Source organism: Haloplanus sp. HW8-1, from assembly GCF_023703795.1.
GTDB classification, from domain to species: Archaea; Halobacteriota; Halobacteria; order Halobacteriales; family Haloferacaceae; genus Haloplanus; species Haloplanus pelagicus.
Genome location: NZ_CP098518.1, coordinates 1,066,991 through 1,090,164 on the forward strand (window position 1 = coordinate 1,066,991; position 23,174 = coordinate 1,090,164).

Genomic DNA, 23,174 nt, shown 5'->3' on the forward strand with positions numbered 1-23,174 from the left:
TTGGCCTCTGTGTGCTCGGCCTCACAGTCTTCTACACGCGTCGTAATCGGGGCTTCTAACGAGTCTGTCAGCAATAATATGAAGCCAGACTGTAACTCAGTCTATGCTACTCTGATGTCCGGATCGCTGTACTGGCCGTTCGCTCGGGATTCGAGTTCGAGGACGTGATGGACTCTACCTCGGCTACGAGAACGTCCGCTAGGCCGAGCGAACAGCTGACATCCGCTTTACTCACCCTTGTCGCCGACACCCGAGTTCTCCCCGCTCTTCGCTTTGGGTTCTCCCCAGTCGAGGTCGCGGGACCGGTCGGTCTCTCGGAGGATGAACGGCCCGATGGAGAGTGTGCGCTTCGTCACGGTGACGATGCGGAGGATGTAGGACAATAGGAACGCGAACGGCAACAGGGAAATGGCCACGCCAGCGCTCACCACCACGACCAGCGTGCGCACGCCGAATACGGTCCCTGGGAACATCGCCGGTTCGAGGTAGAAGACGCCCGCGACCGCCGTGAGGAGCGCGGGTATGGACGCGTACAGCATCGTCCGGGAAAGGTCGATGAGCGCCCACTGGAAGTACAGCGTCTTGAAGTGCTCGCGTGCTGGCCCGAACAGTTCGAGCGCGTTGATGAGTTCGTCGAACGCGTGGTGCGCTTCCTCGGTGAGCAGGTCCTCGTTCTCTGCGCGAATGCGGCGCGCCGCATACAACTTCCACGAGTAGTTGTAGTTTAGCGCGGAGAAGACCACGTCGAACTCCCCGAACTGGGACCCTTCGAGATTATTCTGGACGGCGTCCGCGTTTTTCTTCACGTTCTCTGTGAACGCGGCCACCTGGTCGTTCAGGTTGTCGTTGTCGATGTCTGCGATGGCGTCTTGGAGGGCGTCCGTGTGGCGCTTCGTGAGTTTCACGAGCGACCGGAGGAACGCCGAGGGCTGGGCGGGACTGACGGGGTCCTTGATGACGTCCTCAACGTCCTTCCGGAACGCCATCGCACCCTCCATGCGTTCACGCTGGTCCCCGATCGGCCCCTGTTCCTGGGAGAGTACGAGCTGGCTGAGCGTGAGTACGAGCGTGACAGCCGTGATGATGGACGTGAGCAACCCCTGGAACAGCGTCTCGATAGGGTCCGCCTGGCTGAACAGCGCCAGCGTCCCGATCGGGTGGAGTTGCCCAATGATGGCAAGTGCGAGGAACACGCCGCCCGAGATTCCGGCGGCGACCAGCCACCGGTTCGCATTCAACAGTAGCCAGAATTTCCGACTGCTCTCCGGTACGCGCTCCCGCATCGTGTCGCTTGGGCGACTTCCTTCACTGTCGCTCATACCATCCGTATTCCGCTCACGATTGAAAATTCTGGGCGACGAACTCGTCAGTCTGGCACGCGTCCACGTCCCGTGACGGATAAGCCGCCGGGCGTCGAACCCCCTGGCATACCCCAGCAGACCGTTCTGGTACCTGGCGGCCTGACGTAGAACCGACCCTCGACCCGCTCAAAGGCAGGACGTCGGCAGACGTGGTGCCGTGTCCGCCGAACCCTCAGCACCGGAGCCACTGTGGCGGCGCCCGCCTCGTCGCAGTCTCGGCGTTCATCGCGGTGCGCGCCGGCGCAGGCCTGCGGTCCGACAGCGGTGACTGGGATGGGGGGAGCACGAGGACGCGTTGAACGCGTTCAGGTAGGCCGTACGACGCGGTGGGGTTGTTCGGGTTCTATCTCTGAGAGAGCGTTATCGCGTTTTTGTCGTTGAGCTCGGCAACGTATTTTGTAGTAGCAACTTACAGTCCGGTTTCCTTGACGAGCACGTATAGCCCAGCGGTCCCACTCAGTTGTCAGGTTCGACGGGGATTTCGACGCCGCCGCCTGTCCTGTCGCCAGACCCGTCCGTCTCCACCGCTTCGGCGAGGTCCTCCAGTGCGAGCGCGACGTTGCGTTTGTTCGCCTTCCAGAGCGCGTCGATCACAGTACCGACGTAGGGGATGGATCCACCCGCCACGTCGATGGTGATGTTGGCGAGCATCTCCATAAGTGTCGTGAAGGTGACTCCGAGGTACGCCGACTCGGCGACGATGTACAAGGAGAAGGCGCCACTCACCACGTCGCCAGCAACGGGGAGTGCTCCCAGAACGGGGTCGATTCCGATGCGGAAACCGATGCCGGGAACGCGCACACTCTCGTCGAGTATATACGCGACCGTCTCCATCCGCTTGAGAGCCGCTTCGTCGAGGCTCGCCGGTAGTTCACCCTCGTAGTCGACATCGAAGCGGGATTCGAAGTCCGCGGGCATGGGGAACTGTTTCGGGTTAGTGACGGAAAGTCTGTGTGGTGGGCGTCGTCCCGACGCTAGTCTCGGACCATTCATTTGGTCTAGAGGGTGCCATAGAAGACCTCTCACACCATAATTATGGTACTTCCCGGATTGTCACCACGTTCGTAGTTGGTAATTGCGACGACGAGGCGAAGACACAGCGCAAGGAACACCTGCGCTCGTGCGTGGACGCGGCCTCGAGCGTGAGTGCGCCCGAGGCCGCAGTCCTTGACTGCTTCGTTGGTTCGTTCTACTCCTGTCCGGCGGTTGTACGTCTCGTCTAAAGTCGATTGCTTCAGCTGAACACAGGGTGTCATAGAAGAGTTGGCACGGTGTTTATTTCGCACTCTCACAACTGATTAAGTCGTAAGACCCTGCGTGCACGATGATTAGTTAGAGTGGTAACGAGGAGCGAAAACTTGAGTCGGCACGTTATTGTAATGACCTACTTACAGTTCCGTATGGTTGGTTCTGCAACTCTCATTATTCTAATCACGGTCACTGTTGCGATGGTGCTGGCTCTGGCTATGCTGCTACGGCTATGGAAGTACGCTGATGGCTTGTAACCGGTAAGTCAATTGTATTGAATGAATCCTGTGTGGTGTGCGAAGTCTTCTATGACACCGTCCCATCAATACCAAAATCGGAGCTATCGGTCATCGTAACATCCCGTTCGACAGGCACGAACTGAAGACGATTTGCAAAAGCCACGAAGCCACTGGCGTGCAACGCGCCACGTGGCTCCTGTACTAACCAATCCTCTGCTCTGACAACTCACGGCAGATACGTTGCGAGCAAGTTGATGACCCGATCCAGTCTTTCGTTGATTTCGCTTTCTTCCCGATCCGGATCGTTCCCTCCCTCGGAAGGTGCCTTGCTCATATCTGGCTCGTTGAATCACCGTGCTGTCTCGCCGCGGCCGACGGATCTCGTCCGCCGATCCACGAGCTCGGTGATTGACGGGCGATAGTTGCTGTACATCGGTCAGTCATAGAGGCCCTCAGTCAGGCTGAGAGTTCCATTTCCGATCTCGATAACGGCCGTGTGATCTGGGGACGAATCAATTCGACAGTGTCTAGATGCTTCTTGCACGTCATCAAGGACAGCAGTGATCTTACAGTCGATACTTGGAAGTAGATCACACTCGCTGACGACCGCTCCTGGTGGGAGGTAGTATCGTTTCTGAAACGTCGTGTTATCCGGATGCGTGATGACAGTCAAATGGAGATCGTATCCACTGCGATGATCGTAGTTCCGAATCAGGATATCTTCATTGCTGTCTGCTGTGGAGTCGACGACCCGTTCTGACTCCTGTCGGTTACGAGACGGGTGGTCATCTCTACCTCGTGGGGAGGGCATATCTGAACGTTACATCCAAACAACGAAAGAATAGCGTAGGCTCAAACGCTGATTTTAGCGCACTAATCGGAACTCATCGTACTGAAGTCCTCAACAGTTCGAACGTGTTTTCTCTCTCCCGGTTTCGTATACGTACCGTAGCTGAAGCCGGACCTGATGCTCTCCATCACACGATGGAACGCCGTGACGCTACTCACGGGCGTAGTTGCGATCGGAGCGATCGGCAGTGCCGTAGCACATACCACTCGGAAGGCCCTGACTCACCTCCGACTCTACACTGTCTTTTTCGAGAGCTGACCGCCTTGTGGTACTCGTCGTGGCTGTTTCGTCCGTGAGAATTATCCACAAGTTACGATATGAGAAACAGTGAGATACGTTGAATTGTGTCGGCACACCGACAACTATGCCACTCTCCGATATCGAGTGGGACAGCGGTGCCCGAGCGGACAGCGGATCGGTGGTGGGAACTACCCCTGTCGGCGAATACGACGATGAAAAGCGGTTGCTCGTCGCGTTCCTCTCGGAAAACGCCGACAATGCGTACGGGAAAACCGAAGTCATTCGTGGTGTCGACTTCGGTAACGACGCCCGCCCTGAGAAAATCCGCGACGTACTAACTGAGATTCGGGACCAACTGGCTGACGTCGCGCGCGACATCGTCGCAAGTGGAATGCTGATCGACGATATTCACGGAGCGCTCGATGAACGGGCTGCCGAAGGTGCGGTTGCGACGAAGGATATCGAGACGAGCGATGGAACGACGACACACTATCGACTCGAGACCGACGAAGACAAAGAATGATGTCTCCACGAAAGCCTGCCGACCGACCGGATACTGAATCCGGACGGCTCAAGTCTCAGTCTCCGGTTTCCCGCAGAACTGCCCTCCAGTCCTTCGGTATCCTCTTCGCTGGTATTGGTTCCGGGTGTATCGGTGAGTCTGGCCCATCCTCCGATCGGATCCGCTGGCGCAAGAGTATTCGTGGCCGACCGCTCCTCGACGGGGAGACACTCTACGTCATGGACCGACTGACGCTCCACGCGCCCTCAGCTACCGATGGGAGCTCACAGTGGACAGCCGAGTACAGCGAGAGCGACTTCGATCGGCAGCTCTGTCTCGGCAGTGACATCACCGTCGATACGGACCGAATCTACGTTCCCGGTTGCGACGGACTCCGTGCCCCCCGGCGCTCGGACGGCAAACAGGCTTGGTTCGTCGGATCATCACTCAGACTGGGTGTCGGCCTCGGCGACGGGCAGGTGTACGCCAATGCCGAGGATCTACTCGCCATCGATACCGACAGTGGTGATGTCGTCTGGCGGGCGGATACGAGCGGTGACCGTCTCACGACACCGGCCGCGACGGCAAACGGCGTTGTCTTCACTAATCGTGTCGACGGGGTCGTTACAGCGTTTGACCTCGATGGCGAGCGACGGCGGCAGTATCGGACCGATACTGAGACGCGGAGCCCGACGGTTGCGGACGACACCGTCTACGTGGCTACGTCGACCGAGCCGGGACGGACAGGGAGACTGTTTGCGCTGAACCGTGTGGACGGCTCCGTTCGATGGGCAGTCGACACGCCGTCACCGAAACGTGGAACACGTCCAGTCGTCGACGACGATTCGGTGTATCTCGGCTGTAGCGGACGGGAGCACGGGACGCTCGTCGTGCTCGACCGCTCGGACGGCTCCGAACGGTGGTCGTTCACGGACGAGAACAGCACTGTGTACGAACTCGCCGTGACTGCCGACGTGGTGTACGCTGGATCGAACGACAACCACGTCTATGCGTTCTCGCGGACGGGTGAAACCCTGTGGCAACTTGAGACGAACAGCGTCGTCGGGACGGTCGTCGCGGGGGTGAATCTCCTCTACGCGGCGAACAACGAACGGCTCTTCGCTGTCGACCTGTCGTAATCGCCTCCGGCTTGGCGTACGCTCGTTCCCCGTGGGGGAGATTATGATCGATAACGGTACGACAGTAGTGATTCAGCTACCGGATATTGACTCGACCTAACTGCGGGTACGCGTGCTTTCGCTGGAGACGTCAACGTCGTTCTTCCACCGAACCACTTTCACGACCCGATACAAAATCGTCGATTCGATGGTCTCCGCAAACCGGCGTACTGTCCTCCGGATGATTGGCCTCGTCGGTACGAGTAGCCTCGCAGGATGTGGCGGGCTTAACCCTTCCAGCAGTCCGAACGAACGTCCTCCAAACGCTCTCGGTACGTCGTGGTCTCCTCCAGCCGGGGAGTGGCGATTCCCCCAGGGCGACCTCCGACATACCGCACGGAGTCGACGCACACTTCGTTCTCAGCCTACGGATACGTGGCAGCACCGTCAGGACGCTGCCGCCACAGAAGACGTCGTCTCGGGCGACGTCGTCGCCGCCACTAACGAGATAGTCGTGACTGCGACCGCACGTGATGCGAGTGTCGTCCTGTACGCGTACGATGCGACCGATGGTGCCAAGCGCTGGCGACAGCAGATCGAGTTTTCGCGAGAACGTCGCTATCCACAATTCGGTGGGCTCGTCAATGGAACGGTGTATCTAACGGACACTCGAACAGACGTCGTCGCCGTCGACGTATCGGATGGAACCGTCCGATGGCGAGTAAACCTCCACGAGCGACTCGGTGAGACCGTTCCCGACCGCTTTCTCACTGGATCCGGACGCTCGGCAGATTGGTTCTCGCTGCTCCCGATGGCAACTCCCGACACGGTCTACATACAGTCCAGTTACGGGATTCATGGGCTCAACCCCGAAGATGGGAGCGAGCAGTGGCGAATCTACCTCGGGAATCGAAACGGCGACTCCCACGTGTTGGAGGATCTCGGTGGGCTCGCAGTACGTGCCAATCGGGTGTGGGCGAGCTACGGTGGCCCCACTCCAGCAGTATTCACGATCGAGATGTTCGATGGATCTCCGAGTATCGACCGCGCGACTGCACCACTAGATCTTCCGGGTAGACCGGTCGTGACCAGTGACGGAGACGTCAGTATCGCCCGCAAAGTCGTCTGGTCGACGGATGCACGCGAGACGCTCGCGTTCGGGGTAGCCGGAGGCACAGGAGTTACGTGGCAATTCCCGGGTCTGGCGAGTTCCGGCGCTGCGGCGTTCTCCTCACTCGCGACGGATGGTGAGCGGATGTTCATCTGTGAAGGACACGAGCAACAGGAACTCTTCGTCGTCTATGCATTACGTGCCTCGACCGGCGGGATCGAATGGATCGTCCGAGACTCGCTCTCTGACCGAAACGTTGCAACAGCGTCCCCGGCAGAATTCAGACTCTGCCACCCCGTCGTCGCCGGCGACACCCTGGTCGTCGGGTACGGAATCGCTCCGGATCAAGAAACCGGCCAAGGAGAACTGATTGCACTCTCGACGAGTGACGGGCGCGAGCGCTGGCGAACCGATCTTTCGATTGCTCCCAGGGATGTTGCCGTTACTGTCGATCGTATCTACGTCGGCGGCCAGCAGAGAGGGATCCTCGCCTTCGCTAGGGACTGACCACCTTCCAGCGGTTAACTTCGGATTATTTGAGTTACTGGTCTCGCGTCCCCAGAGCACATAGCCGAGACCGATGTCGCTCAGCGAGACGCCGGCACCGACTCCGGCTCCGACCAGGAACTCCTCGTCCTCGTCTTCGGACGAACTCCGGCCGTACCTCTTTTGGAGGTCACCTTTGCTCTGAACGGAACTACCTCGTGGAGCATAATCTTGGCCACGTCGTCATTATCGGTGTCTCCTTGACTGCGATCAGTTTCTTCTGAGGCAGGTATCCGACAGGAGCCACCTTCAGCGCCGACGTTCGAATTTTCGTTCGCCAGCGCGTACAGTCGCCCCGAATTATCACCGATGTAGATGACGCTGTCGACGACTACGGGCGGTGTGTTGACCCGATCTTCGAGCTGGTGACTCCAATACATCTCGCCGGAGGCGGCGTCGGTACTGAACACGTTCCCCGCATCGCTTCCGATGACGACACTCTGGTCGTCGGAGCCGACGACGGTGGGTGGTTGGCTGAGTCTTTGTCCCCCATCGAATCGCCACTGCTCTTCTCCCGTGTCCCGATTGAGGGCGTACAGGTTTCCATCGGTCGCGGCCACGTACACGGTAGAGTTAGCAGCGCCCCTCGTTTACTTTAAATCACTCAGTGTCGAAACGGCAGTCCAACAAGTGCGCGTGTGTCTCAAACTAGTGATTGTAGCGTCCCGCGATTTTTTGGGTTGAACGAACTTCGGAATAGTATGAGGCGTCGTACGTGTCTCTATCTGTGCGCTGGATCCTCACGAGTGGGTGTCTCGGCCAGACAGACCAGCCGACGACGAAAATTGCCTGGATACACCTCGAGAATAACCGCGACGAAGCCCGTCACGTCACTGTCGTTATCGAGCGAAACGACGAGGAGGTGTTCAGAGCGACCACCCAACTCGGTACCAGCGTTGAGCAATCAACGCGCAGGATAGACGACCCCGTGAAAGGAGCGGGACACTACACGGTTTATTTCGACATCGGCGACCAAGTGGTTCACCTTCGCCCCTCGGAATATGCAGACGTAACCGACCCCTGTGTCGGTATTCAGTACGCGTTTCGTGATCAAGAGACGACGGGATTCGAACTCAAACCCATCGGTGAGTGTTAAGTCTCCCCTCGGTCCGTGACGTCGAGTCCAGGCAAGTCTCGTGGCCGACTCGCGTGCTGTATTCGGCTTCGCCTTGACAGATTATCAGTGGTTGGGGATTCCAATAGAACCGATGGAACGTAAATCGATAGACTACGACGAATGTTATAATCATCCAACCTTTGATAGGAGGATCACCCACAATATCGACTATGCAGATAGAATTCGATGGAACCACTGCTCACAATCGGCTACGAGCAATCTATCGCTACCTGTTCGCCCTGTTTTGGTGGGTATACAGCGGTTGCTCGTGGGTAGCGGGGCAGACCAGAAACATGACTCGGGAGGTGCGACGCTGGGCTGGCTCAGTAACGAGTACTCTGTCTGACTCTTTCAGCGCTGCTCTCGGGGCCGAGAGAACGAGACGTGTGCTGGAACGCGTGACGAATGGTCTCATCGGGATTCGCAGGGAGATCTCGGTCGTGGCCTTCCTGAGTGCACCGTTCCTCGCCTTTGAAACCGAGTGGTGGGTCGTGACCAACTCCAGTTACCGCCATATCGAGTCGATGGCAGTCGGTACGTGGACGGGAGCGAATCCGGAACCGCTCGTCTTCGTAGGTGTTGCCACAATCGTTGCTGTTGCTACTCTGTTCACGGTCTTCAATTCAGGATTGATCCCAGCCACCGTCCTCGCGATGGCACCGACGTTCGGTATCGGATTCGCGCGCTATGGACTCTCGACCGAGTACTATGGCACAGTCGGAATCCCCGATGCGACAGCCATCGGTCTGATGACTGCTGTAGTGGTCGGTCTCCCACTGGGGGTGACGGGTTTCTTGATTGGTACCGTACTTCGACGAATCAGGGGACACTTCGAGGATCAGTCGGGAGCTGGCGAGGCGTCGATGCAGGCCTAGCCCTGAACAGGAAACCGATACACGTCGGAGAATTGCGGAAGACGTAACGAACGCTTCTGCTCACCAGCGTGGATACCAGGCCGCCTGTCCCGGCGTGTGGTGGTGCCACAGGTCATCGTCAAGCAGCCCCGACTTTCGCCACCTGAAGCGTCCATTTACGGTGTAACTGAACTGTTCTTCGACGGTGTCGGTGGTGATGACGGCACGCTGGCACGCCGTGAAGGACTGACGGGCAGCATCACTCTCGGGTGTGACTGCCTGTTCGACGACTCCATCGGAGCGCTTCGAGCGGTCGTCGATGTGGAGAGCGTCCACCGGCACGCCGCCGACTCCAAGGGTAGCAGATTCGACCTGTCCGTCAGCATGGGTGACGAGTCTGATCTGGTCGCTTCGATAGTTGCTTGCGTGTCTGGCTGTCGGGCTTGCGAAAATCGTCCCGGTGATATCGACGACGTAGCCGGCACCGCCGGCGTGTTTCGTTGCGCGAACGCGATACCAGCGATCGAACCCGCCGACGTCGTTCACGCCGCGGATGCGCGAGATGCTGACCGGCTGTGTGTCCTCCGTGAATCGTTCTGAGTGCTCCGAACCGTTCTGCCGAAGCGTGCATTCCGGTCCAGTAGTCAGGAGAGCGTCGTCAAGTGCCCAGAGCAGGTCGTCCGGGACGTCGACACCGACGAACAGGTGGGTGTCGATACGGTCGCCGCTCGGGGTGGCAGCGACGACGGACGTTTCCGGACCCCAACTGTTGCGGGCGAAGCCGTACGAACGGCCATCGGCCGCGCATGCCTCCATCAGGGCTGCCTGTGCGTCGGCTCCAACGACCGCCGTGGCAATCTCAGCCTGAAGAGAGTCGGTGATGGAATCAACGCTCGCATCGGCCGGATAGACCGCAACGTCGGCATTCGATGGGTCGGAGGTTCTGTCGAGGCTCTCGGCTCGTGACAGGGTGACTCCTTCAGCGGCGAATACCGTGTGGTTTCCGAGCTCGGATGGAGTGTTCCCATTCGTCGATGAGCCGTCTATCCATCCAGAACAGCCAGCAGACGTGCCAGCAGCTCCGACTGCCATAGTCGCGAGGAGGGCGCGACGCGATAGCGGGGGCATTCGACTGCGAAAGTCGAGTAGACGACACGAAAGCGTTCGGGTTTCCGAGTAGGCCCCGTCTCGAGGTGCCACTCCTATATCGGCAATCGTCGTTTTTCTTCGATACCGAGACGGATCTGGTACTCGAGCGTTTCCCAGTCGTCACCCCTCGAATACCGTGAGTCTCGTCCATCGAACTTCTCCACGATGTAGTGCGTCCCCGCGCTTGGAAGGTCGTCGCCGCGAAGTTCATATCGTCTGCTGATACTCTCACCGGGATCGAGCGGTCGGGTTATCGGCGTCCCATTCAACGACATCGACGACCCGCCACGGTCGACTTCTACGTGAGTGGATGCCTCGTACGATGGGGAGTACAGCGTCGTCTTCCACGTGTCTTCGCCGGGGGTCGGCGACGGAGCGAGTGCGAGGACGCCGAATGGCCAGACGCCGTAGCTCCGGATTCGAATCGGGTCGTCGGCCGTGTTCTCCAGCGTAAGGATGAGTGCGGCCGGATGTTCGATCGTCGCGTCAGCGACCGCGATGCGTACTGACAGCGAGAGCGAGTCTAGAGGCGTCTCCGTAGCCGTGTTGGTGATTCGATATTCGGTATCACCGAGACACCCGGAGAGACCAGCGATGGACAGCGTACTTGCCGTCAAGAACGTTCGGCGCTTCATCGCGGCTCACCCCCGTCGTCGACACGGGCGTCGGTGAGTTCGACGAACACGTCTTCCATCGTCGCGTCCTCGGGAGATGCAGTCCGATTTCGGAGTTCGTCGAGCGTTCCCTCGGCAACGAACTTCCCCTCGTGGAGGACACCGATCCGGTCACAGACCAGTTCGACCTGCCCGAGAACGTGACTGGAAAAGAACACCGTTGCACCACGCTGGGTCTCCTCGTGGACGATTTCCCGCACTCGCCGGACGCCGTGTGGGTCGAGGCCGCTGAACGGTTCGTCCAAGATGAGTAGTTCGGGGTCACCGACGAGCGCCATCGCGAGCGCCAACCGTTGCTCCATTCCACTGGAGAACTCACCCGCATCGTCGTCGACGGCATCTCCGAGTCCCACGCGTTCGAGGAGTGCTGCTGGATCGTCGTCGACGCGTTTCGTCTCTGCGACGAACGCGATATGCTGACGGGCGGATCGGTCCTCGTAGAGACCAAATCGATCCGGAAGCACCCCGATTCGGTCGTGAACCTCGACGATGTCACGTCGTGGATTGCGACCGAGGACGCGAACCGTTCCTGAAGTCGGTCGCAGATAATCGAGCAACAGTCCGATCGTCGTCGATTTGCCAGCACCGTTCGGGCCGAGAAATCCGTACGTTTCGCCGCGCTCGACTGTCAGGTCAAGGCTATCGACGGCGCGAACGTCGCCGTACTCCTTAGTCACCGCGTTAGCTTCGATTGCGGGCCCTGACGAACTCATACTGCGTCACCTCTGGTGAAGACACGGCGAGCGAGAGCTACCGGCACCACCACCCAGACGAGGAGGACGACCGAACTCAGTGCGGGATGGAGGTACCATGGACCGCCGCCGTCGAATGCTGCCTCAACGACGAAGGCGTTCACAGAGACACCTGGAGCGAGTTTGGTGTAGACGATGTGGAACAGTTCCGTCGAGTTGCCGACGTCGAGAAACCAGTTCGTCAGGACGTTATACGCGCCATCGGGGGTCAGTCTGAGCGCGAGAAAGAGCGGCCCACTCGCCGGCGCATCGTATGGGTCGACCGGAATGCCGGTGACGGCCGTATAGAGCGACGTGACGATCTGACTCCAGAACAGCGTCACGAGAAAATACGCGAATACCCCTGTCGCGGCGGTCACGGTTCGTCGGGTGACCGTCGAGACGAACACGCCGACGGCGACCATCGCGCTGGCGAGTAACAGTGTTGCGACGAGCGTTCCGAGGAAGGGAAGCAGACCGAACGTGCCGTGTTCGACGAGGCCGATTCCGGCGAGAACGAGCGTTGCCGCGACGATCGCCGTCCCGATGCCCACGAACCGCCCAGTCGTCTTCCCGAAGAGGATCTGCGTCCGCGTCAGCGGCAATCCGAGGAGGAATTTGATACTACCAGTGGTTCGTTCACCGATGAGTGACTGATACGATAGGAGGAGGGCACCGATCGGGAGGAACAGGTCGACGCCGATCTGGATGTATCCGATGGTGATATTTCGTCCGACCGCATCCCACCCGGCGTAGGTCGGTCGGAACCCCCAAAGGACGACGAAGAGAGCGAGTATCCACGCTCCCTTGGAGGTGAGGACTGTCCGGTATTCGCTGCGTGCAAGCGGGGACCACCGCATGGCTGGAGAGACAGCAAGCCGTCACAAAAGCTCTGCTCTTGTACGCTCAGTGTCTGCTTTCGGCCCCGTCTTCGCGCGGGACCGCTGCCCCACCCATCACGACAACGTCCAATTCATTTTTACGCCGTCCGTTGGGCTACCCAGTATGCAGAGACGTGCCCTCCTCGCGTCACTACCGACCGTTCTCGCGGGCTGTTCGGTCGCGCCTGCGGGTCCCTCGACGACGGCGTACCCCGCAAGTCAACCGAACATCTTCGTTTCGTTCAATTGGGACAGTGATCGCTCGGAACTGACCGTTCGATTCGAGCGGGGGAATCAGCTGACAGCAGCGAATACCGCGCTCCTCGTGGTGCGAACGGAGGCCGATACACTCCACCGAACGGTCTGGGTCGCGAGCGACGAGGTGTCCGATCGTGGCGACCCTGTCGATACCTTCCCCATTTCGCCGGGAGCGAGGGTGATTCACGAGATGCCAGAACCAGCCGCTGCACGCCTCGTGTGGGTCGCTCCGGACGGCAATCGCTCACGGGCGGTCGCCCAGTGGACCCCGCCGACCCAGTCGGCGACGCCCACATCCAGTTCAACCGACTCGACGACAGTCCCGCGGACGGGGAACACGGAATGAACCGACGGCAGTTTGTGACCGCTTTTGGGGGAACGGCAGCACTGGCGACGGGCTACGTCAGTGCCCGGATCGGCGACATCCGTCCATATTCCCCCGAGCGACCGACGGGAGAGACGCCACGCGAGCGCATCATCGCTGCGGCCACCCACCGATTTGCGGTCGACCACCGGGCACTCACTAGTATCGAAATCCGACGGGATTGGACTGACCAGGCACCCTACGAGTTGGGTCGCCACCAGCAGTGGCACGAACACTCTCGACGTCGGCATCTGCACGCGCTCACCACCTTCGACGCACCACTGCTGGCGAGCGTGACACCTGAACGGGCGCCCGGCCTAGAGTACCTCTCTCCGCATGGAACGCTGCCAGCCCTCTTGCACTACAACCGTGCGTTCGGTGCTGACTCGCTGCCGCTGACCTACGTGATGTACGTCACGGATGGGACGATACTGTACGATTTCGACGCACCGACGCCGAGTGGGGGCACAGCTGCAGGGGACATCCAGGTCACAGACCAGACTGGCCGGAGTGGCGTCGGAGTCAATCACGACAGCTCTGATCCGCTACTGCAAGAGTATATTCGCCCCCACCGGGCCACGTGGGAGCGTGTGCGTGAGAACGAAGCGACGGTCACGTTCCGTATTACTGCCCCCGATGCGTACGCCCAGGTGGTTCCACTGGCACTCACCGCCGTTACGGGATTTGTAGGCCCGTTCATTGAGGTCACGCTCGATCGTGATACGGGTCGCCTTCGAAAGGTGGTCGATCATCGAGACGTCTTCGTCGACGTCTGGCCTGACGAAGCGAGAGGGTCACCACAGACCCATGCTTCACAGGACACTAACTCTGCAGAAAAACGGCTAACCTATCGAATCGAAACCGTGTTCGACCAGTATGGTACTGCGAGTGCTCCTCGCCCTTCCGGTGAATTCGATGTTGCTCTCGAAACGAAAGTGAAGGGATTCCTGTCCGATCTCCTGCGATACTAGCCTCTGCGATCCTATTGAGTGGACTGTCGAATCTTGCCCCTCAATCGCTCGCTTGTGAGGCCTCCTGCCGTGCCGGCGTGACGGAGATTCCGGCGGATTCGGTCACGTATGCGGTCACGAGTACGAACAAGATGATCGAAGCGTACTCGATAATCCCCACGAGGAGGTGTAGGTTCGACGGGATCTGAATCGTCAGGAGGAACGGTGGCTGGTTCATCGTCGCGTGGAAGAGGGCGACGAGCCAGAGATTCCTCGTCACTGCGTACACAAGCCCGTAGGCGAGGCCCGCAAGGGTCAGCCCGAGGAGATGACCGGCCAGTGCGGGGCCGATTCCGTGATTCGACATGAGAAACCACCTTGGTAAATGAAAGAAGGCAAACAGGACTGCTCCGACCGCGACGCCGATAGCGACCGCACGTCGGACATTTCCCTCCGTGAGTGCGACTGCTTTTGACTGGAGATATGCGCGAAACACGAGTTCCTCTGGAATGGCAGTGAAGACGAGGGAGCTACCGAGTGCTGCCAGATACGGCAAGGGGTGGGCAACAACCCTTGACGAGGCGATGTCGAATCCGGCGACTCCGGAGAGGGCGAGACCGTACGCAACGAGATTGTAGAGCGCCCAGAACGTGATGAGAACGCCCAACACTGGCACGAGAGATCGAGTTGGCGGTAGGAGTGAGCGAGGGGAGACGCCCTCGACTGTGAGTGCAGCGAGTCCGACTAGGATGAGGAACATGCCCCACGCCATTCCCAGAATGGGTGACGGAGACTCACCTGTAGAGATGAGTGTAACTCCAGATAATACAATGAGTATCAGGAGATACGTTACGATGGGGACCAGATGTCCGCTCTCGAACACGGGCGAGTCGCTCACAACACGCGACATTCGGGTGAATTTCAAATAGTCCGGTTAAATTATCTTCCATTCGTCAGTTCCCTCCCTCAATCACTCCGGTGTAGAGAGCTGCTGTCGACGGGGACGATCGCAGCTATTCGATCATGGATGCGGTGCTTCAATTCTGGATACAGGGAGGAAGTCAATCACGACCTGTTCAGAGAGAATCAAGGGACGCCAATCTTATTGATTCTCCGACTGAATGTGGGGATATGAACTCTGCTGTACTAACGTCTATTTCCATTTTTGCGGCTCTTTTCCTCGGATTCACCGTCTCCTTTGTCGTTACCCCCGACCCAACAGGTATTCTCCCAGTCGTCGTAGGAGTCGTTCTGACTGGTGTATTGATTCCTGCTATTTACTTCGGAATCCCGCGGCTATTCGATCCAAACGAGCGTTCGACGTGACCGACACACCCTCGTATTCAGCACGCCAGTTCAATCAGGTTCCAAGGATGTCAACAGAGCCACCGAACCATGAATGTACATTTGCTGGACATATGTAGGTATGGGAGCACTCCCAATACTGGGGAAGCATCATCGGCGTTGGTTTGACAATCTCTCGACTTGCGAACTGCAATGCAACGGTCCCCAACCCGCAGACAACTCCTCCGCAGCACCGCTCTCGCTGGTATCGTGGCGATAGCTGGGTGTAGCACAACAAATCGGACAGCAGACACTCCGAGCACCACATCGCCGACAAGTACGAACACCCCCGAAAAAACGGCGACGACTGCCACAGAGGCTACTCTGACGCCACCCGCGTCAACCGACGACTGGCTGACGAATGCCAACGGGTACCGAGAAGAGACGCCTCGATACGGGCCTGGCGAGCAACCGACGATCGACGTCGGCCACCCGGTTGAGGACGGGTTGTCGTTCGATCCCCCAGTGATCGAAGTCGCTCCCATGACGAACGTGACCTGGGACTGGACTGGTCACGGCGGCCTCCACAACGTCGTCGCGCTTGATGGGACGTTCGACAGCGGCCGACCGAACGCCCAACCGGGTACGGCCTATCACTACATCTTCGAGGAACCGGGAACGTACCCGTTCGTCTCGGAACCGCACCGAGAGGAGGGAATGCGTGGCGCCGTGATCGTTAGAGAGCCTCCGTCGACGGGGAATCAGACCGTCGATATGTGGGTCGTCGACAGCAGTAACTTCGACGGCACGGTGGTCGATCGAACCGATTCCGACGTGGCGAGAGTCACCGTTGGGTCACGAGGTAACAGGGGTCACTTGGCCTTCGACCCGCCAGTCCTGAAGATTTCGACGGGCACGACGGTCGAGTGGAAGTGGACTGGAAGCGGTGGGGGGCACAACGTGGTGTTCCTGAACGCCGACATCCACTCCGGGCAGGTGACCCACGAATCCGGTGTCCACTTCCAGCACACATTCGAGCAGTCCGGAACGTATCGCTACGCCTGTCAGCCTCACAGAGCACTCGGACAGAAAGGAGCAATTATCGTCGAATGACTGTTGCCATCTAATTGAGACAGCGACGAGTGAGACAGCACGGGATTTTTCAATTGATGCGGTAGCACGGAATCCCCTTCCTCGAGCGCGAGCGCAGCGAGCGTCAGAGCGGAGTCGTTGACCAAGGTTGTTCAAGCTACTCGTCGATAGAGCTCCCAGCCCACAGCGATACTGACACAGATGACCCCGAGAGCGAACGCGATCGTGCTATCAGTTTCCCCGAATCGCCAGCCGAATACGACGTATCCGATCACACCGACGATTGCGGCGATGACTCCGACATACCGGAGAACGTTCGACGACGAGGTGCGCCCTGGCATCGGTTTCTAGTGAGACGAGTCTCGGACAAATACCTCCGGAGAGACGGTTACGTTCGTTGGCGGAGGGAAAGCCAGACAAGGTTTCCGAGGTCCGTTACGAGAAACGCCCCGGCCGAGGCGTAGAGCGGTGTGAGATCAAGGTACTCAGTCCCGACGATGTAGAGACCAATGAACTCGATGGTGACGACGACACAGGCGGTGAGTATCCAGCCGATTGCTTTCCACGTCTGGTCGTACTGGGGCCAGTACTCGTCGTAGGCTGTCGGTACACCGACCGCCAGCGTGACCAACAGAAGGAAGCTCCCCGCTGATGCACTCCCGGAAACTATTGATTCGAACGCGTAGGACAGTGGAAATGCGGCGAATATCGAGACGAAGATCGTGAGGTTTCGTTGGCTCGTTGCCCAATTCATCACTCTGGATCCAAAGCTTGTGGAGGGCATGTGCGTGAGTGGTGCTACCGAAACGTAAAATAAGTCAGGTTGAACGTGTCCCGAGACCTGCTACCGCAGGCGACCGCTACCGATGTATGCGAGATTGAGGCTGCCTAGGAGAATCAACCCACCAATACGATATCCGGGAGTGAGAAGATTCGGTCTCGCGGCCTCAAAGAAGTAGGAGTGGGATACTCCGAATCAACACCTGTGGAGACTGCGCTCCCTGTGGATGCGTCCACATCTGCAAAGCGCGTCGTGGAAGTTGTGACTGGTCCACAGAGCGTCTATGGTCCGGTGGCGCTTCAGTTAGTGTTGTTCCGTTCGGAAGTGGACTCGTAGCGGCGAGCACCCCGGATCATTCGGACGGCGATAACAACGATGGCGAGCACGAACACGATCCAGTACCACTCGCTGTCGACGGTCGACGGCTGAAGTTCCAGCACACCGACGCAGACCGTTAGGACCGCCACGTAGAGTGCGTTCATGCCAATAAAGTCAGCTAGACCCTCTTCGTCTGCAACCTTCTCGGGGTCGTATCCAGCGATCAAGCCCACCACACCCACGTACTTGATCAGTACGCCGAGGACACCAACGAAGATTCCCGCTCCGATCGCAGACAGTGCGTCTTCAGTCATGGGACTGCTGAGACACCACTTTCTCTCGGAGTCGTTCGATACTTGATCTGCCGAGATATCCAACGGCGAACCCGACGGTTCCGATGATGAGGGTCGCGACGCCGAGCACCGTCAATCCGACCGGGTCGAAGAGGAAGGCGAACTGCCCGTCGAGCGAGTGACTCGAGAGCCCGAGGAACGCCCAGTCGGCCCGAAAGCCGATGTAGGCCGCGAACAGGCCGAGCCACGCGATGACCAGTCCACCACGTCGAGCCCCGACGCCAACGGCGACGAGGAAGCCGACGAGTGTCGCCGCTGCCGGCAGGACGATCACACCACCAGTCACCTGAAAGATTCCGAGCGCGTACGCACCGAATGTCCCGGTGAGGATCGTGAGGATAACGAGGACATTGAGCAGTCGCTGAAAGCGGCTGCGTGGACGGCCGACGAGTACTCTACGGAGGGGGACCATATTCCCGGTTCCAGAGCGAACGGGAAAAGTGCTGTCTCGTCTATTGTTCGTTCGTGTGGCATCCACTTTTTGACACTGATCGTGTTTCTCCCGGTTAGTCGATGATCCGGTACTGAATTCTGGTCGTGATCCGATCGGTTCTCGGCTCATCTTCGTTCGTGACTCATCAAAAATTGTTTGTCAGTCCCGATTGACGACTCCGTATGGCCCTCCCCGCAGTGCTCGGAGTTCCAGATTCGACACTCGGTATACTTCTTGGACTCGCCTGGTTGGTCGTTCTCGTTTTCGCCGTGTACCAATACGCGAGCGGCAATCGATCACAGCAACAGTTCTATATGGTGGCGTGTATGGGTTCGTTCTGGCTGGCGTACAGCCTGTTACAGGTTTCGACTGCCCTCTCGGGGACAGCGGAGATCGGTGTCGTGGGTTTCGCCGCTGGAGCGTTCCTCGTCGGTGTCGTTGCCGGTCTGCGATGGCGGGACAGTCGCAGTTCGGATACGGACGACGATGTCGTTGTTTGAGAGAGTCGAACCGAGAGTGGATGACCCACCGTACAAGAGGGCGGGGGATGTTGGTCGTAGTGCCGCGTCTCCTGTCGACCTGAAGCAGTTTTGGCCAAGTCTGCACCTATACTGTCCAACCGTGCAACTTCAGGCATATCACAATCGTAATACTATCTGATACATTAACCAGATCATGGACCGGACGGAATTCTTTCTCGCTCTGATCGTTTTCTTACTGGCCGTGCAGATCTACGAAAGGGGGGACGGTCATACGCCTGAATTCATCGTCATTCCAGTGATGATGATACTTTTCCTACTCCCGATTTACGTCGTCAGTGCTGCGATAACCGAGAACGTTCTCGACGGATGATTCCTCTGTACTGGCTCTGTTGAAATCCTTGAGAGGTGATATGTTTTGGAGTGCGTGCTGACTATAGAGGATGAGTTCAGCACGAAGTCCGTGTTTATTTCACGGTGAAGCTACTGAACCACCTGCCCAGTGCGCTGTTTACCGTTCACGATACCATTCGAACATCTGTATACTAACTCCGAGAGCGAGACCGCCGAAGGTCAGTATCCCAGCTACTGTTGCTGTGAAGCCACTACTAACAGAGAGTTGCCATCCAACCACGACAGCAGTCACAAATAAACTCAAAACCCAATCAGTCGATGTGAGTGATGTGTGAGATTCCACAGCCCTCACCTCCTTGATTTGCATTTTAGTGTAAAATATATTAGGACCATCTGTTTAATTGCCCGATACGGAATTCCTCTTCTAGCAAAGCTTTCCTGCGAGATACGCGCCCCCTATTCAGCACGATTTGGCGGTACTCATTTGCTAGCAGGAGAACGACGACGGGTGTCTCATCACAAGCAACCCGGAACCGAATGGGCTGACCAGCATCGACGAGCACTCACGACCCGGTACCCTCTGTTTTACCTGCAAAGCACTGCGAAACTACCCACCTCGTTCCCATTCAAGCTGTTTTGACTCTTCCAAGTTCGCTCTTGGGAAGCAGGTTGTTGGTCGCGTAGATCTGGCACTGTCGATGCGTAGCGGGCAAGGGTGACGCGAACGCGTCACCCGATGCAATGTTCCCAGTTGAATTGCTGAACTCAGAGGCGAGTGCCGCGAACCTGCTCCAGCAGGTTCGCTGGCGTGATGGCCTCTACTGCCCGCGCTGCCGGTCTGAGTCGGTGATCAAACACGGCAGCTACCGAGAGTATCAACGGTACTTCTGTAAGGATTGTGACCGTACGTTCAACACCAGGACCGGCACGACCTTCGCGCACGCGAAGATCGGCCTCGACAAGCTCTTGTTCGCGTTCTACACGTTGCTTCGGTTCAACACGAGTATTCGCCAGCTAGACGCTGAACTCGATGTCTCCTACCGGTCGCTCCGGCGGCGCGTCGAGCAGTTCGCCAGAACGCTCGACGCGCCAGCCATCAACCTCGTTGGCCCAGTCGAAATCGACGAAGTGTACGTGACTGCAGGCCTGAAAGGCCGCGAGCGCGACCAAGAGTCGCACTCGCGTGGTCTTTCGAAACGTGGTCGTGGAAGCTATGCCGAGGACAAGCCACCAGTGTTCATACTCGTTGATCGTGGGAGCGATCAGCAATACGTCGTGCCAGCGAAATCCGCTGACGAATCGACCGTGCGACTCCTCCTCGGCGACCACGAGGAGGAGTCGCTGACCGTCTATACTGACGGATTTCGAGCGTACGATCCACTCGAAGATGACGAGAACTTCCAGCGAGAAGCAGTGATTCACAGCGACGGCGAATACGTTGATGACGACGCACACGTGAACACCTGCGAGAGCCACGCGTCGCTGGCGCGACGGTGGCTCTCGCCGCACCGAGGCGTCTCAAAAGACAAGCTGACGCCGTATCTCAGAGCCTTCCAGCTTCGCCGACGAATCTTCCGCAAACCTGGTCGAGATGCTCTCAAAGAAATCGTCCGAACCGTTCTCTAACTCACCAACAAAGTGCTTCGCATGAGCGCAGGATCATATTGATTCCGGCGATGTGGGCAGTGCACGGGTGACTATGATAAAGAATCTGCCTGACTCGCTCTACGAGAGACTCACGCAGGACAAGCTTGTACTCAAGCCGTTGTACGCCGCACAGCATCCGCAGTTGGAGAAGACTTGTGTCTCCGCCTACCCTGCTGGGGAGTATGATCGTGGAGCCTCCCGAATGTTGATCACAACCGAATCTCAGCTGTCAGTGACGAAACATCGGACGTAGTCGGAACGTACGGCGGCCACGCTAATTCGATCTAAGTTCAAATATCACATAATTAAGCCCAGATTCATCTGTTTGTGGGAGTTGTACCGAATTGGCCTCTCACCGCGATGTGATCCCCGTGAACTCTCGACTTGTCCAAATTCTTAGCATACTACAATCAAATATGTTCGATTTATAAAATTCGGTACTGCGAAGGGTTACACACACTAGACTACACACGGTTGTTTCAGGGTTCTACGAAACCAGGCGACGGGGAGGGGTTGACTTGCTGAGGGAAGAATGCGTTTGACGGTCTCAGAACCGCTATCAAGGAGTGAGTAAACGAGATAGAGCGGGACGGCAATCGTGAGCCCCATCCAGAGGAGTCCCCAGAGCCCCATCGCTCCGCCGAAGAGGCCCCAGCCGCCGCCCATCATGCCGCCGCCGCCGTAGCTCCCATTACCGTGGGCAGCAGCCGTTCCAGTCGCCGCGACCAGCAGCAGGACGGCGAGCATCGCGAGTCGACGAGCAGTGCGTCCGATGTGAGTGGTGAGTTGTGTCCTTGTCTTGAATTGATGAATCGCGGTGTTCAGCCGGAGCGATCGGAACGGTCAGGACCGTCAGCAGTGGCCTCGCCCGTACATCCCGCCGTGGTACTCGTCGTCAGCCTCGTCGTGGTATTCCTCGTTAGCCATGTTCTGGGCCATCTCGTCGACGGTCACACCCATGTGCGACTCCATCCACTCGACAGCACCCGGACCCATGTGGTCGGTCATCTGCGTTTCCATCCAAGTGGCCCATTCATCTGCGGTGGCATCGTCCGTGGGCGCGTCGTCAGCGGTCGTGTCGTTGCCGTGCGCGCTGACAACGGGCGCGGCAAACACGAGTCCGAGGATTGCGAGGGCCACGAGCAGCCAGCGGCCGAGTTTGAAGTTGGTCATTGTCTTTCTCCTCGGTTACTCGTAGGACCCCTCTGGAGTTATCGGCGTGGGTATGAACCCACGCATGAGAGCGTTCGAGAGCGTGTATCAATCGTTCTAATCGTTTCTCAGAGACACGGCCGTTCACGAGTGCCGAATTCGACGGTGTCGGGGGGAGCGCCCCCACACGGCCACTGTAGACGTTCACGTGTGCCCTCACGGACGAGTTTCCAGCGATGCGAGGATCGTACGAACCACACGGGAGAGCCCCCATGCGAGAAGGACGAGGAAGCCGAGCGCGATGACGTGCGCTCGGAGACGGGGGGTGACGGGCGTGTGGACGACCACGACGCCGAGCTCGGGGACGCGTTCGGTGAAGTGAGCGCTTCCGAGGAGCGTCTCGACGACGCCCATCACCACCAGTCCGAGGAGGACGAGACCAAGACCGGTGGCAAGCGCTGCGTCGTCGAGCCAGCCGTAGTCCGAGTGTGGTGGTGTCGTGTCCATTATCCCCTCAGCCGAGTAGGTACCGCAGCCACGGTCTGTTTCGCACGAGATCGGTCGTCTCCAGATAGGAGTCGACGCCCCAGACACGCCCGGCCCCGAAGACGACGATCGTCACGAACAGGACGAGCCCCATCAACTCGCCGTTGACGAGGCCGCGGCGCCAGTGTTCGGACCCGAAGTAGAAGAAGAAGAGCATGAACGTGCCGAAAAACGCGGCCGTTCGCGTCAGGAGACCGAGAATCACCCCGAGACCGATCAACACCTCGCCGGCCGGGACGACGAGTTCGACGGCCGCTTCCGTCGCGCCGCCCGCGAACGCGTTGAGAACGGGCGAGACGACCGTGCCCGTCTTCTCCAGAAACCAGCCGGCCCGGAACCGGCCCGGAGCGACGTACTTGTTCAACCCCTCGTGGAGGAACCACCAGCCCACGAGCAACCGGAGAAAGACGAGCCAGTAACCCGTCAGCGTCCCCGAGAGCTCGAGCGTGTACTCTCGACCGAGGATAGTCGTCTGAATCTGTTGTCTCATGGGTGAGAGGGTCGTCGGTCGGCGAGGCGAGTCACGCCCCGAATCGGAGGGC

At 58.6% G+C, this 23,174-nt stretch carries 26 protein-coding genes and 3 pseudogenes; 12 read left to right on the plus strand and 17 right to left on the minus strand.

The features are described 5' to 3' along the window. Positions 1-227: 227 nt before the first annotated feature. The 4 genes and pseudogenes from NBT82_RS05780 to NBT82_RS20400 all read right to left on the minus strand — a co-directional run bounded on the left by NBT82_RS05780 (position 228) and on the right by NBT82_RS20400 (position 3,659). The gene (locus tag NBT82_RS05780) at positions 228-1,319 is read right to left on the minus strand and encodes a DUF7972 family membrane protein (protein ID WP_251330606.1); all 1,092 of its coding nucleotides are present in this window, start codon (positions 1,317-1,319) and stop codon (positions 228-230) included. Between the two features lie 498 nt (positions 1,320-1,817). Beyond that, complete coding sequence (locus NBT82_RS05785) at positions 1,818-2,279, minus strand: DUF4112 domain-containing protein (protein WP_251330607.1); 462 nt, start codon at positions 2,277-2,279, stop codon at positions 1,818-1,820. 104 nt (positions 2,280-2,383) lie between these two features. Further along, positions 2,384-2,605, minus strand: a pseudogene (locus NBT82_RS05790) (transposase); the annotation flags it as partial. A 679-nt stretch (positions 2,606-3,284) separates the two neighbouring features. Then, positions 3,285-3,659, minus strand: coding sequence for an Ig-like domain-containing protein (locus NBT82_RS20400; protein WP_486617151.1), 375 nt, complete (start codon positions 3,657-3,659; stop codon positions 3,285-3,287). Positions 3,660-4,062: 403 nt separating this feature from the next. Here NBT82_RS20400 and NBT82_RS05795 point away from each other — a divergent pair, with 403 nt between their 5' ends. The 3 genes from NBT82_RS05795 to NBT82_RS05805 all read left to right on the plus strand — a co-directional run bounded on the left by NBT82_RS05795 (position 4,063) and on the right by NBT82_RS05805 (position 7,176). Beyond that, complete coding sequence (locus NBT82_RS05795; RefSeq protein WP_251330608.1) at positions 4,063-4,461, plus strand: hypothetical protein; 399 nt, start codon at positions 4,063-4,065, stop codon at positions 4,459-4,461. Next, positions 4,461-5,579 (plus strand): outer membrane protein assembly factor BamB family protein, encoded by a 1,119-nt coding sequence (locus NBT82_RS05800; protein WP_251331361.1) that lies wholly within the window; start codon positions 4,461-4,463, stop codon positions 5,577-5,579. The genes NBT82_RS05795 and NBT82_RS05800 overlap by 1 nt, the downstream gene beginning before the upstream one ends. A 493-nt stretch (positions 5,580-6,072) precedes the next feature. Continuing rightward, a complete protein-coding gene (locus NBT82_RS05805) occupies positions 6,073-7,176 on the plus strand; it encodes an outer membrane protein assembly factor BamB family protein (RefSeq protein ID WP_251330609.1) in 1,104 nt (367 codons plus the stop codon). Between the two features lie 80 nt (positions 7,177-7,256). On the opposite strand, the pseudogene NBT82_RS05810 reads toward NBT82_RS05805, so the two are convergent. Beyond that, positions 7,257-7,784: pseudogene (locus tag NBT82_RS05810) on the minus strand (outer membrane protein assembly factor BamB family protein); the annotation flags it as partial. A 158-nt stretch (positions 7,785-7,942) separates the two neighbouring features. On the opposite strand from NBT82_RS05810, the gene NBT82_RS05815 reads away from it, so the two are divergent. Both NBT82_RS05815 and NBT82_RS05820 read left to right on the plus strand, forming a co-directional pair. Beyond that, positions 7,943-8,311, plus strand: coding sequence for a hypothetical protein (locus NBT82_RS05815; protein WP_251330611.1), 369 nt, complete (start codon positions 7,943-7,945; stop codon positions 8,309-8,311). A gap of 407 nt (positions 8,312-8,718) precedes the next feature. After that, positions 8,719-9,207, plus strand: a complete 489-nt coding sequence (locus NBT82_RS05820; RefSeq protein WP_251330612.1) for a DUF8071 domain-containing protein — start codon at positions 8,719-8,721, stop codon at positions 9,205-9,207. 60 nt (positions 9,208-9,267) lie between these two features. Here NBT82_RS05820 and NBT82_RS05825 read toward each other — a convergent pair whose 3' ends face one another. The 4 genes from NBT82_RS05825 to NBT82_RS05840 form a co-directional block, all read right to left on the minus strand. Beyond that, positions 9,268-10,002: a hypothetical protein gene (locus NBT82_RS05825; RefSeq protein ID WP_251330613.1), complete on the minus strand. Its 735-nt coding sequence runs from the start codon at positions 10,000-10,002 to the stop codon at positions 9,268-9,270. Between the two features lie 386 nt (positions 10,003-10,388). Beyond that, complete coding sequence (locus NBT82_RS05830; RefSeq protein WP_251330614.1) at positions 10,389-10,970, minus strand: DUF8130 domain-containing protein; 582 nt, start codon at positions 10,968-10,970, stop codon at positions 10,389-10,391. After that, positions 10,967-11,722: an ABC transporter ATP-binding protein gene (locus NBT82_RS05835; protein WP_251330615.1), complete on the minus strand. Its 756-nt coding sequence runs from the start codon at positions 11,720-11,722 to the stop codon at positions 10,967-10,969. Before NBT82_RS05835 ends, NBT82_RS05830 begins: the two co-directional genes overlap by 4 nt. Continuing rightward, positions 11,719-12,600, minus strand: coding sequence for an ABC transporter permease (locus tag NBT82_RS05840; protein ID WP_251330616.1), 882 nt, complete (start codon positions 12,598-12,600; stop codon positions 11,719-11,721). The genes NBT82_RS05835 and NBT82_RS05840 overlap by 4 nt, the downstream gene beginning before the upstream one ends. A 145-nt stretch (positions 12,601-12,745) precedes the next feature. Between NBT82_RS05840 and NBT82_RS05845 the strand changes: the two genes are divergently transcribed. Both NBT82_RS05845 and NBT82_RS05850 read left to right on the plus strand, forming a co-directional pair. Continuing rightward, positions 12,746-13,225 (plus strand): hypothetical protein, encoded by a 480-nt coding sequence (locus NBT82_RS05845; protein WP_251330617.1) that lies wholly within the window; start codon positions 12,746-12,748, stop codon positions 13,223-13,225. Beyond that, positions 13,141-14,214, plus strand: a complete 1,074-nt coding sequence (locus NBT82_RS05850) for a hypothetical protein (protein WP_251330618.1) — start codon at positions 13,141-13,143, stop codon at positions 14,212-14,214. The genes NBT82_RS05845 and NBT82_RS05850 overlap by 85 nt, the downstream gene beginning before the upstream one ends. Before the next feature lie 40 nt (positions 14,215-14,254). On the opposite strand, the gene NBT82_RS05855 is transcribed toward NBT82_RS05850, so the two are convergent. After that, positions 14,255-15,091 carry a CPBP family intramembrane glutamic endopeptidase gene (locus tag NBT82_RS05855; protein ID WP_251330619.1) on the minus strand — a complete coding sequence of 279 codons (837 nt, stop codon included), beginning with the start codon at positions 15,089-15,091 and terminating at the stop codon, positions 14,255-14,257. Between the two features lie 929 nt (positions 15,092-16,020). On the opposite strand from NBT82_RS05855, the gene NBT82_RS20260 reads away from it, so the two are divergent. Then, the gene (locus tag NBT82_RS20260; RefSeq protein WP_251330620.1) at positions 16,021-16,590 is read left to right on the plus strand and encodes a halocyanin domain-containing protein; all 570 of its coding nucleotides are present in this window, start codon (positions 16,021-16,023) and stop codon (positions 16,588-16,590) included. 367 nt (positions 16,591-16,957) lie between these two features. Here NBT82_RS20260 and NBT82_RS05865 read toward each other — a convergent pair whose 3' ends face one another. Next, complete coding sequence (locus tag NBT82_RS05865) at positions 16,958-17,353, minus strand: hypothetical protein (RefSeq protein ID WP_251330621.1); 396 nt, start codon at positions 17,351-17,353, stop codon at positions 16,958-16,960. A 147-nt stretch (positions 17,354-17,500) separates the two neighbouring features. On the opposite strand from NBT82_RS05865, the pseudogene NBT82_RS05870 reads away from it, so the two are divergent. Continuing rightward, positions 17,501-17,686 (plus strand): annotated as a pseudogene (locus NBT82_RS05870) (hypothetical protein); the annotation flags it as partial. Here NBT82_RS05870 and NBT82_RS05875 read toward each other — a convergent pair. Together NBT82_RS05875 and NBT82_RS05880 are read right to left on the minus strand one after the other, a co-directional pair. Beyond that, complete coding sequence (locus NBT82_RS05875; protein ID WP_251330622.1) at positions 17,650-17,982, minus strand: DUF3784 domain-containing protein; 333 nt, start codon at positions 17,980-17,982, stop codon at positions 17,650-17,652. The pseudogene NBT82_RS05870 and the gene NBT82_RS05875 sit on opposite strands and share 37 nt — an antisense overlap. Next, positions 17,975-18,433, minus strand: coding sequence for a hypothetical protein (locus NBT82_RS05880; protein ID WP_251330623.1), 459 nt, complete (start codon positions 18,431-18,433; stop codon positions 17,975-17,977). Before NBT82_RS05880 ends, NBT82_RS05875 begins: the two co-directional genes overlap by 8 nt. 203 nt (positions 18,434-18,636) lie before the next feature. Here NBT82_RS05880 and NBT82_RS05885 point away from each other — a divergent pair, with 203 nt between their 5' ends. The 3 genes from NBT82_RS05885 to NBT82_RS05895 all read left to right on the plus strand — a co-directional run bounded on the left by NBT82_RS05885 (position 18,637) and on the right by NBT82_RS05895 (position 20,913). Further along, positions 18,637-18,954, plus strand: a complete 318-nt coding sequence (locus NBT82_RS05885) for a hypothetical protein (RefSeq protein WP_251330624.1) — start codon at positions 18,637-18,639, stop codon at positions 18,952-18,954. 175 nt (positions 18,955-19,129) lie between these two features. Then, positions 19,130-19,306 carry a hypothetical protein gene (locus tag NBT82_RS05890; RefSeq protein WP_251330625.1) on the plus strand — a complete coding sequence of 59 codons (177 nt, stop codon included), beginning with the start codon at positions 19,130-19,132 and terminating at the stop codon, positions 19,304-19,306. Between the two features lie 722 nt (positions 19,307-20,028). Then, positions 20,029-20,913 (plus strand): IS1595 family transposase, encoded by an 885-nt coding sequence (locus NBT82_RS05895; RefSeq protein WP_251330626.1) that lies wholly within the window; start codon positions 20,029-20,031, stop codon positions 20,911-20,913. Between the two features lie 480 nt (positions 20,914-21,393). On the opposite strand, the gene NBT82_RS05900 is transcribed toward NBT82_RS05895, so the two are convergent. The 4 genes from NBT82_RS05900 to NBT82_RS05915 form a co-directional block, all read right to left on the minus strand. Further along, the gene (locus tag NBT82_RS05900; RefSeq protein ID WP_251330627.1) at positions 21,394-21,681 is read right to left on the minus strand and encodes a hypothetical protein; all 288 of its coding nucleotides are present in this window, start codon (positions 21,679-21,681) and stop codon (positions 21,394-21,396) included. 105 nt (positions 21,682-21,786) lie between these two features. After that, on the minus strand, positions 21,787-22,107 hold the full coding sequence (locus tag NBT82_RS05905) for a hypothetical protein (RefSeq protein WP_251330628.1): 321 nt from the start codon (positions 22,105-22,107) through the stop codon (positions 21,787-21,789). A 195-nt stretch (positions 22,108-22,302) separates the two neighbouring features. After that, positions 22,303-22,593 carry a hypothetical protein gene (locus tag NBT82_RS05910; protein ID WP_251330629.1) on the minus strand — a complete coding sequence of 97 codons (291 nt, stop codon included), beginning with the start codon at positions 22,591-22,593 and terminating at the stop codon, positions 22,303-22,305. Between the two features lie 7 nt (positions 22,594-22,600). Continuing rightward, on the minus strand, positions 22,601-23,122 hold the full coding sequence (locus tag NBT82_RS05915; RefSeq protein WP_251330630.1) for a DoxX family protein: 522 nt from the start codon (positions 23,120-23,122) through the stop codon (positions 22,601-22,603). Between the last annotated feature and the right edge of the window lie 52 nt (positions 23,123-23,174).

What these genes read in the sequence shown, in the direction of transcription:
- NBT82_RS05780 (WP_251330606.1), bottom strand. Translation starts at nt 1,319, where the DNA reads ATGAGCGACAGTGAAGGAAGTCGCCCAAGCGACACGATGCGGGAGCGC.
- NBT82_RS05785 (WP_251330607.1), bottom strand. Translation starts at nt 2,279, where the DNA reads ATGCCCGCGGACTTCGAATCCCGCTTCGATGTCGACTACGAGGGTGAA.
- NBT82_RS20400 (WP_486617151.1), bottom strand. Translation starts at nt 3,659, where the DNA reads ATGCCCTCCCCACGAGGTAGAGATGACCACCCGTCTCGTAACCGACAG.
- NBT82_RS05795 (WP_251330608.1), top strand. Translation starts at nt 4,063, where the DNA reads ATGCCACTCTCCGATATCGAGTGGGACAGCGGTGCCCGAGCGGACAGC.
- NBT82_RS05800 (WP_251331361.1), top strand. Translation starts at nt 4,461, where the DNA reads ATGTCTCCACGAAAGCCTGCCGACCGACCGGATACTGAATCCGGACGG.
- NBT82_RS05825 (WP_251330613.1), bottom strand. Translation starts at nt 10,002, where the DNA reads ATGGAGGCATGCGCGGCCGATGGCCGTTCGTACGGCTTCGCCCGCAAC.
- NBT82_RS05830 (WP_251330614.1), bottom strand. Translation starts at nt 10,970, where the DNA reads ATGAAGCGCCGAACGTTCTTGACGGCAAGTACGCTGTCCATCGCTGGT.
- NBT82_RS05835 (WP_251330615.1), bottom strand. Translation starts at nt 11,722, where the DNA reads ATGAGTTCGTCAGGGCCCGCAATCGAAGCTAACGCGGTGACTAAGGAG.
- NBT82_RS05840 (WP_251330616.1), bottom strand. Translation starts at nt 12,600, where the DNA reads ATGCGGTGGTCCCCGCTTGCACGCAGCGAATACCGGACAGTCCTCACC.
- NBT82_RS05845 (WP_251330617.1), top strand. Translation starts at nt 12,746, where the DNA reads ATGCAGAGACGTGCCCTCCTCGCGTCACTACCGACCGTTCTCGCGGGC.
- NBT82_RS20260 (WP_251330620.1), top strand. Translation starts at nt 16,021, where the DNA reads ATGACGAACGTGACCTGGGACTGGACTGGTCACGGCGGCCTCCACAAC.
- NBT82_RS05865 (WP_251330621.1), bottom strand. Translation starts at nt 17,353, where the DNA reads ATGCCCTCCACAAGCTTTGGATCCAGAGTGATGAATTGGGCAACGAGC.
- NBT82_RS05875 (WP_251330622.1), bottom strand. Translation starts at nt 17,982, where the DNA reads ATGACTGAAGACGCACTGTCTGCGATCGGAGCGGGAATCTTCGTTGGT.
- NBT82_RS05880 (WP_251330623.1), bottom strand. Translation starts at nt 18,433, where the DNA reads ATGGTCCCCCTCCGTAGAGTACTCGTCGGCCGTCCACGCAGCCGCTTT.
- NBT82_RS05885 (WP_251330624.1), top strand. Translation starts at nt 18,637, where the DNA reads ATGGCCCTCCCCGCAGTGCTCGGAGTTCCAGATTCGACACTCGGTATA.
- NBT82_RS05890 (WP_251330625.1), top strand. Translation starts at nt 19,130, where the DNA reads ATGGACCGGACGGAATTCTTTCTCGCTCTGATCGTTTTCTTACTGGCC.
- NBT82_RS05895 (WP_251330626.1), top strand. Translation starts at nt 20,029, where the DNA reads ATGTTCCCAGTTGAATTGCTGAACTCAGAGGCGAGTGCCGCGAACCTG.
- NBT82_RS05900 (WP_251330627.1), bottom strand. Translation starts at nt 21,681, where the DNA reads ATGCTCGCCGTCCTGCTGCTGGTCGCGGCGACTGGAACGGCTGCTGCC.
- NBT82_RS05905 (WP_251330628.1), bottom strand. Translation starts at nt 22,107, where the DNA reads ATGACCAACTTCAAACTCGGCCGCTGGCTGCTCGTGGCCCTCGCAATC.
- NBT82_RS05910 (WP_251330629.1), bottom strand. Translation starts at nt 22,593, where the DNA reads ATGGACACGACACCACCACACTCGGACTACGGCTGGCTCGACGACGCA.
- NBT82_RS05915 (WP_251330630.1), bottom strand. Translation starts at nt 23,122, where the DNA reads ATGAGACAACAGATTCAGACGACTATCCTCGGTCGAGAGTACACGCTC.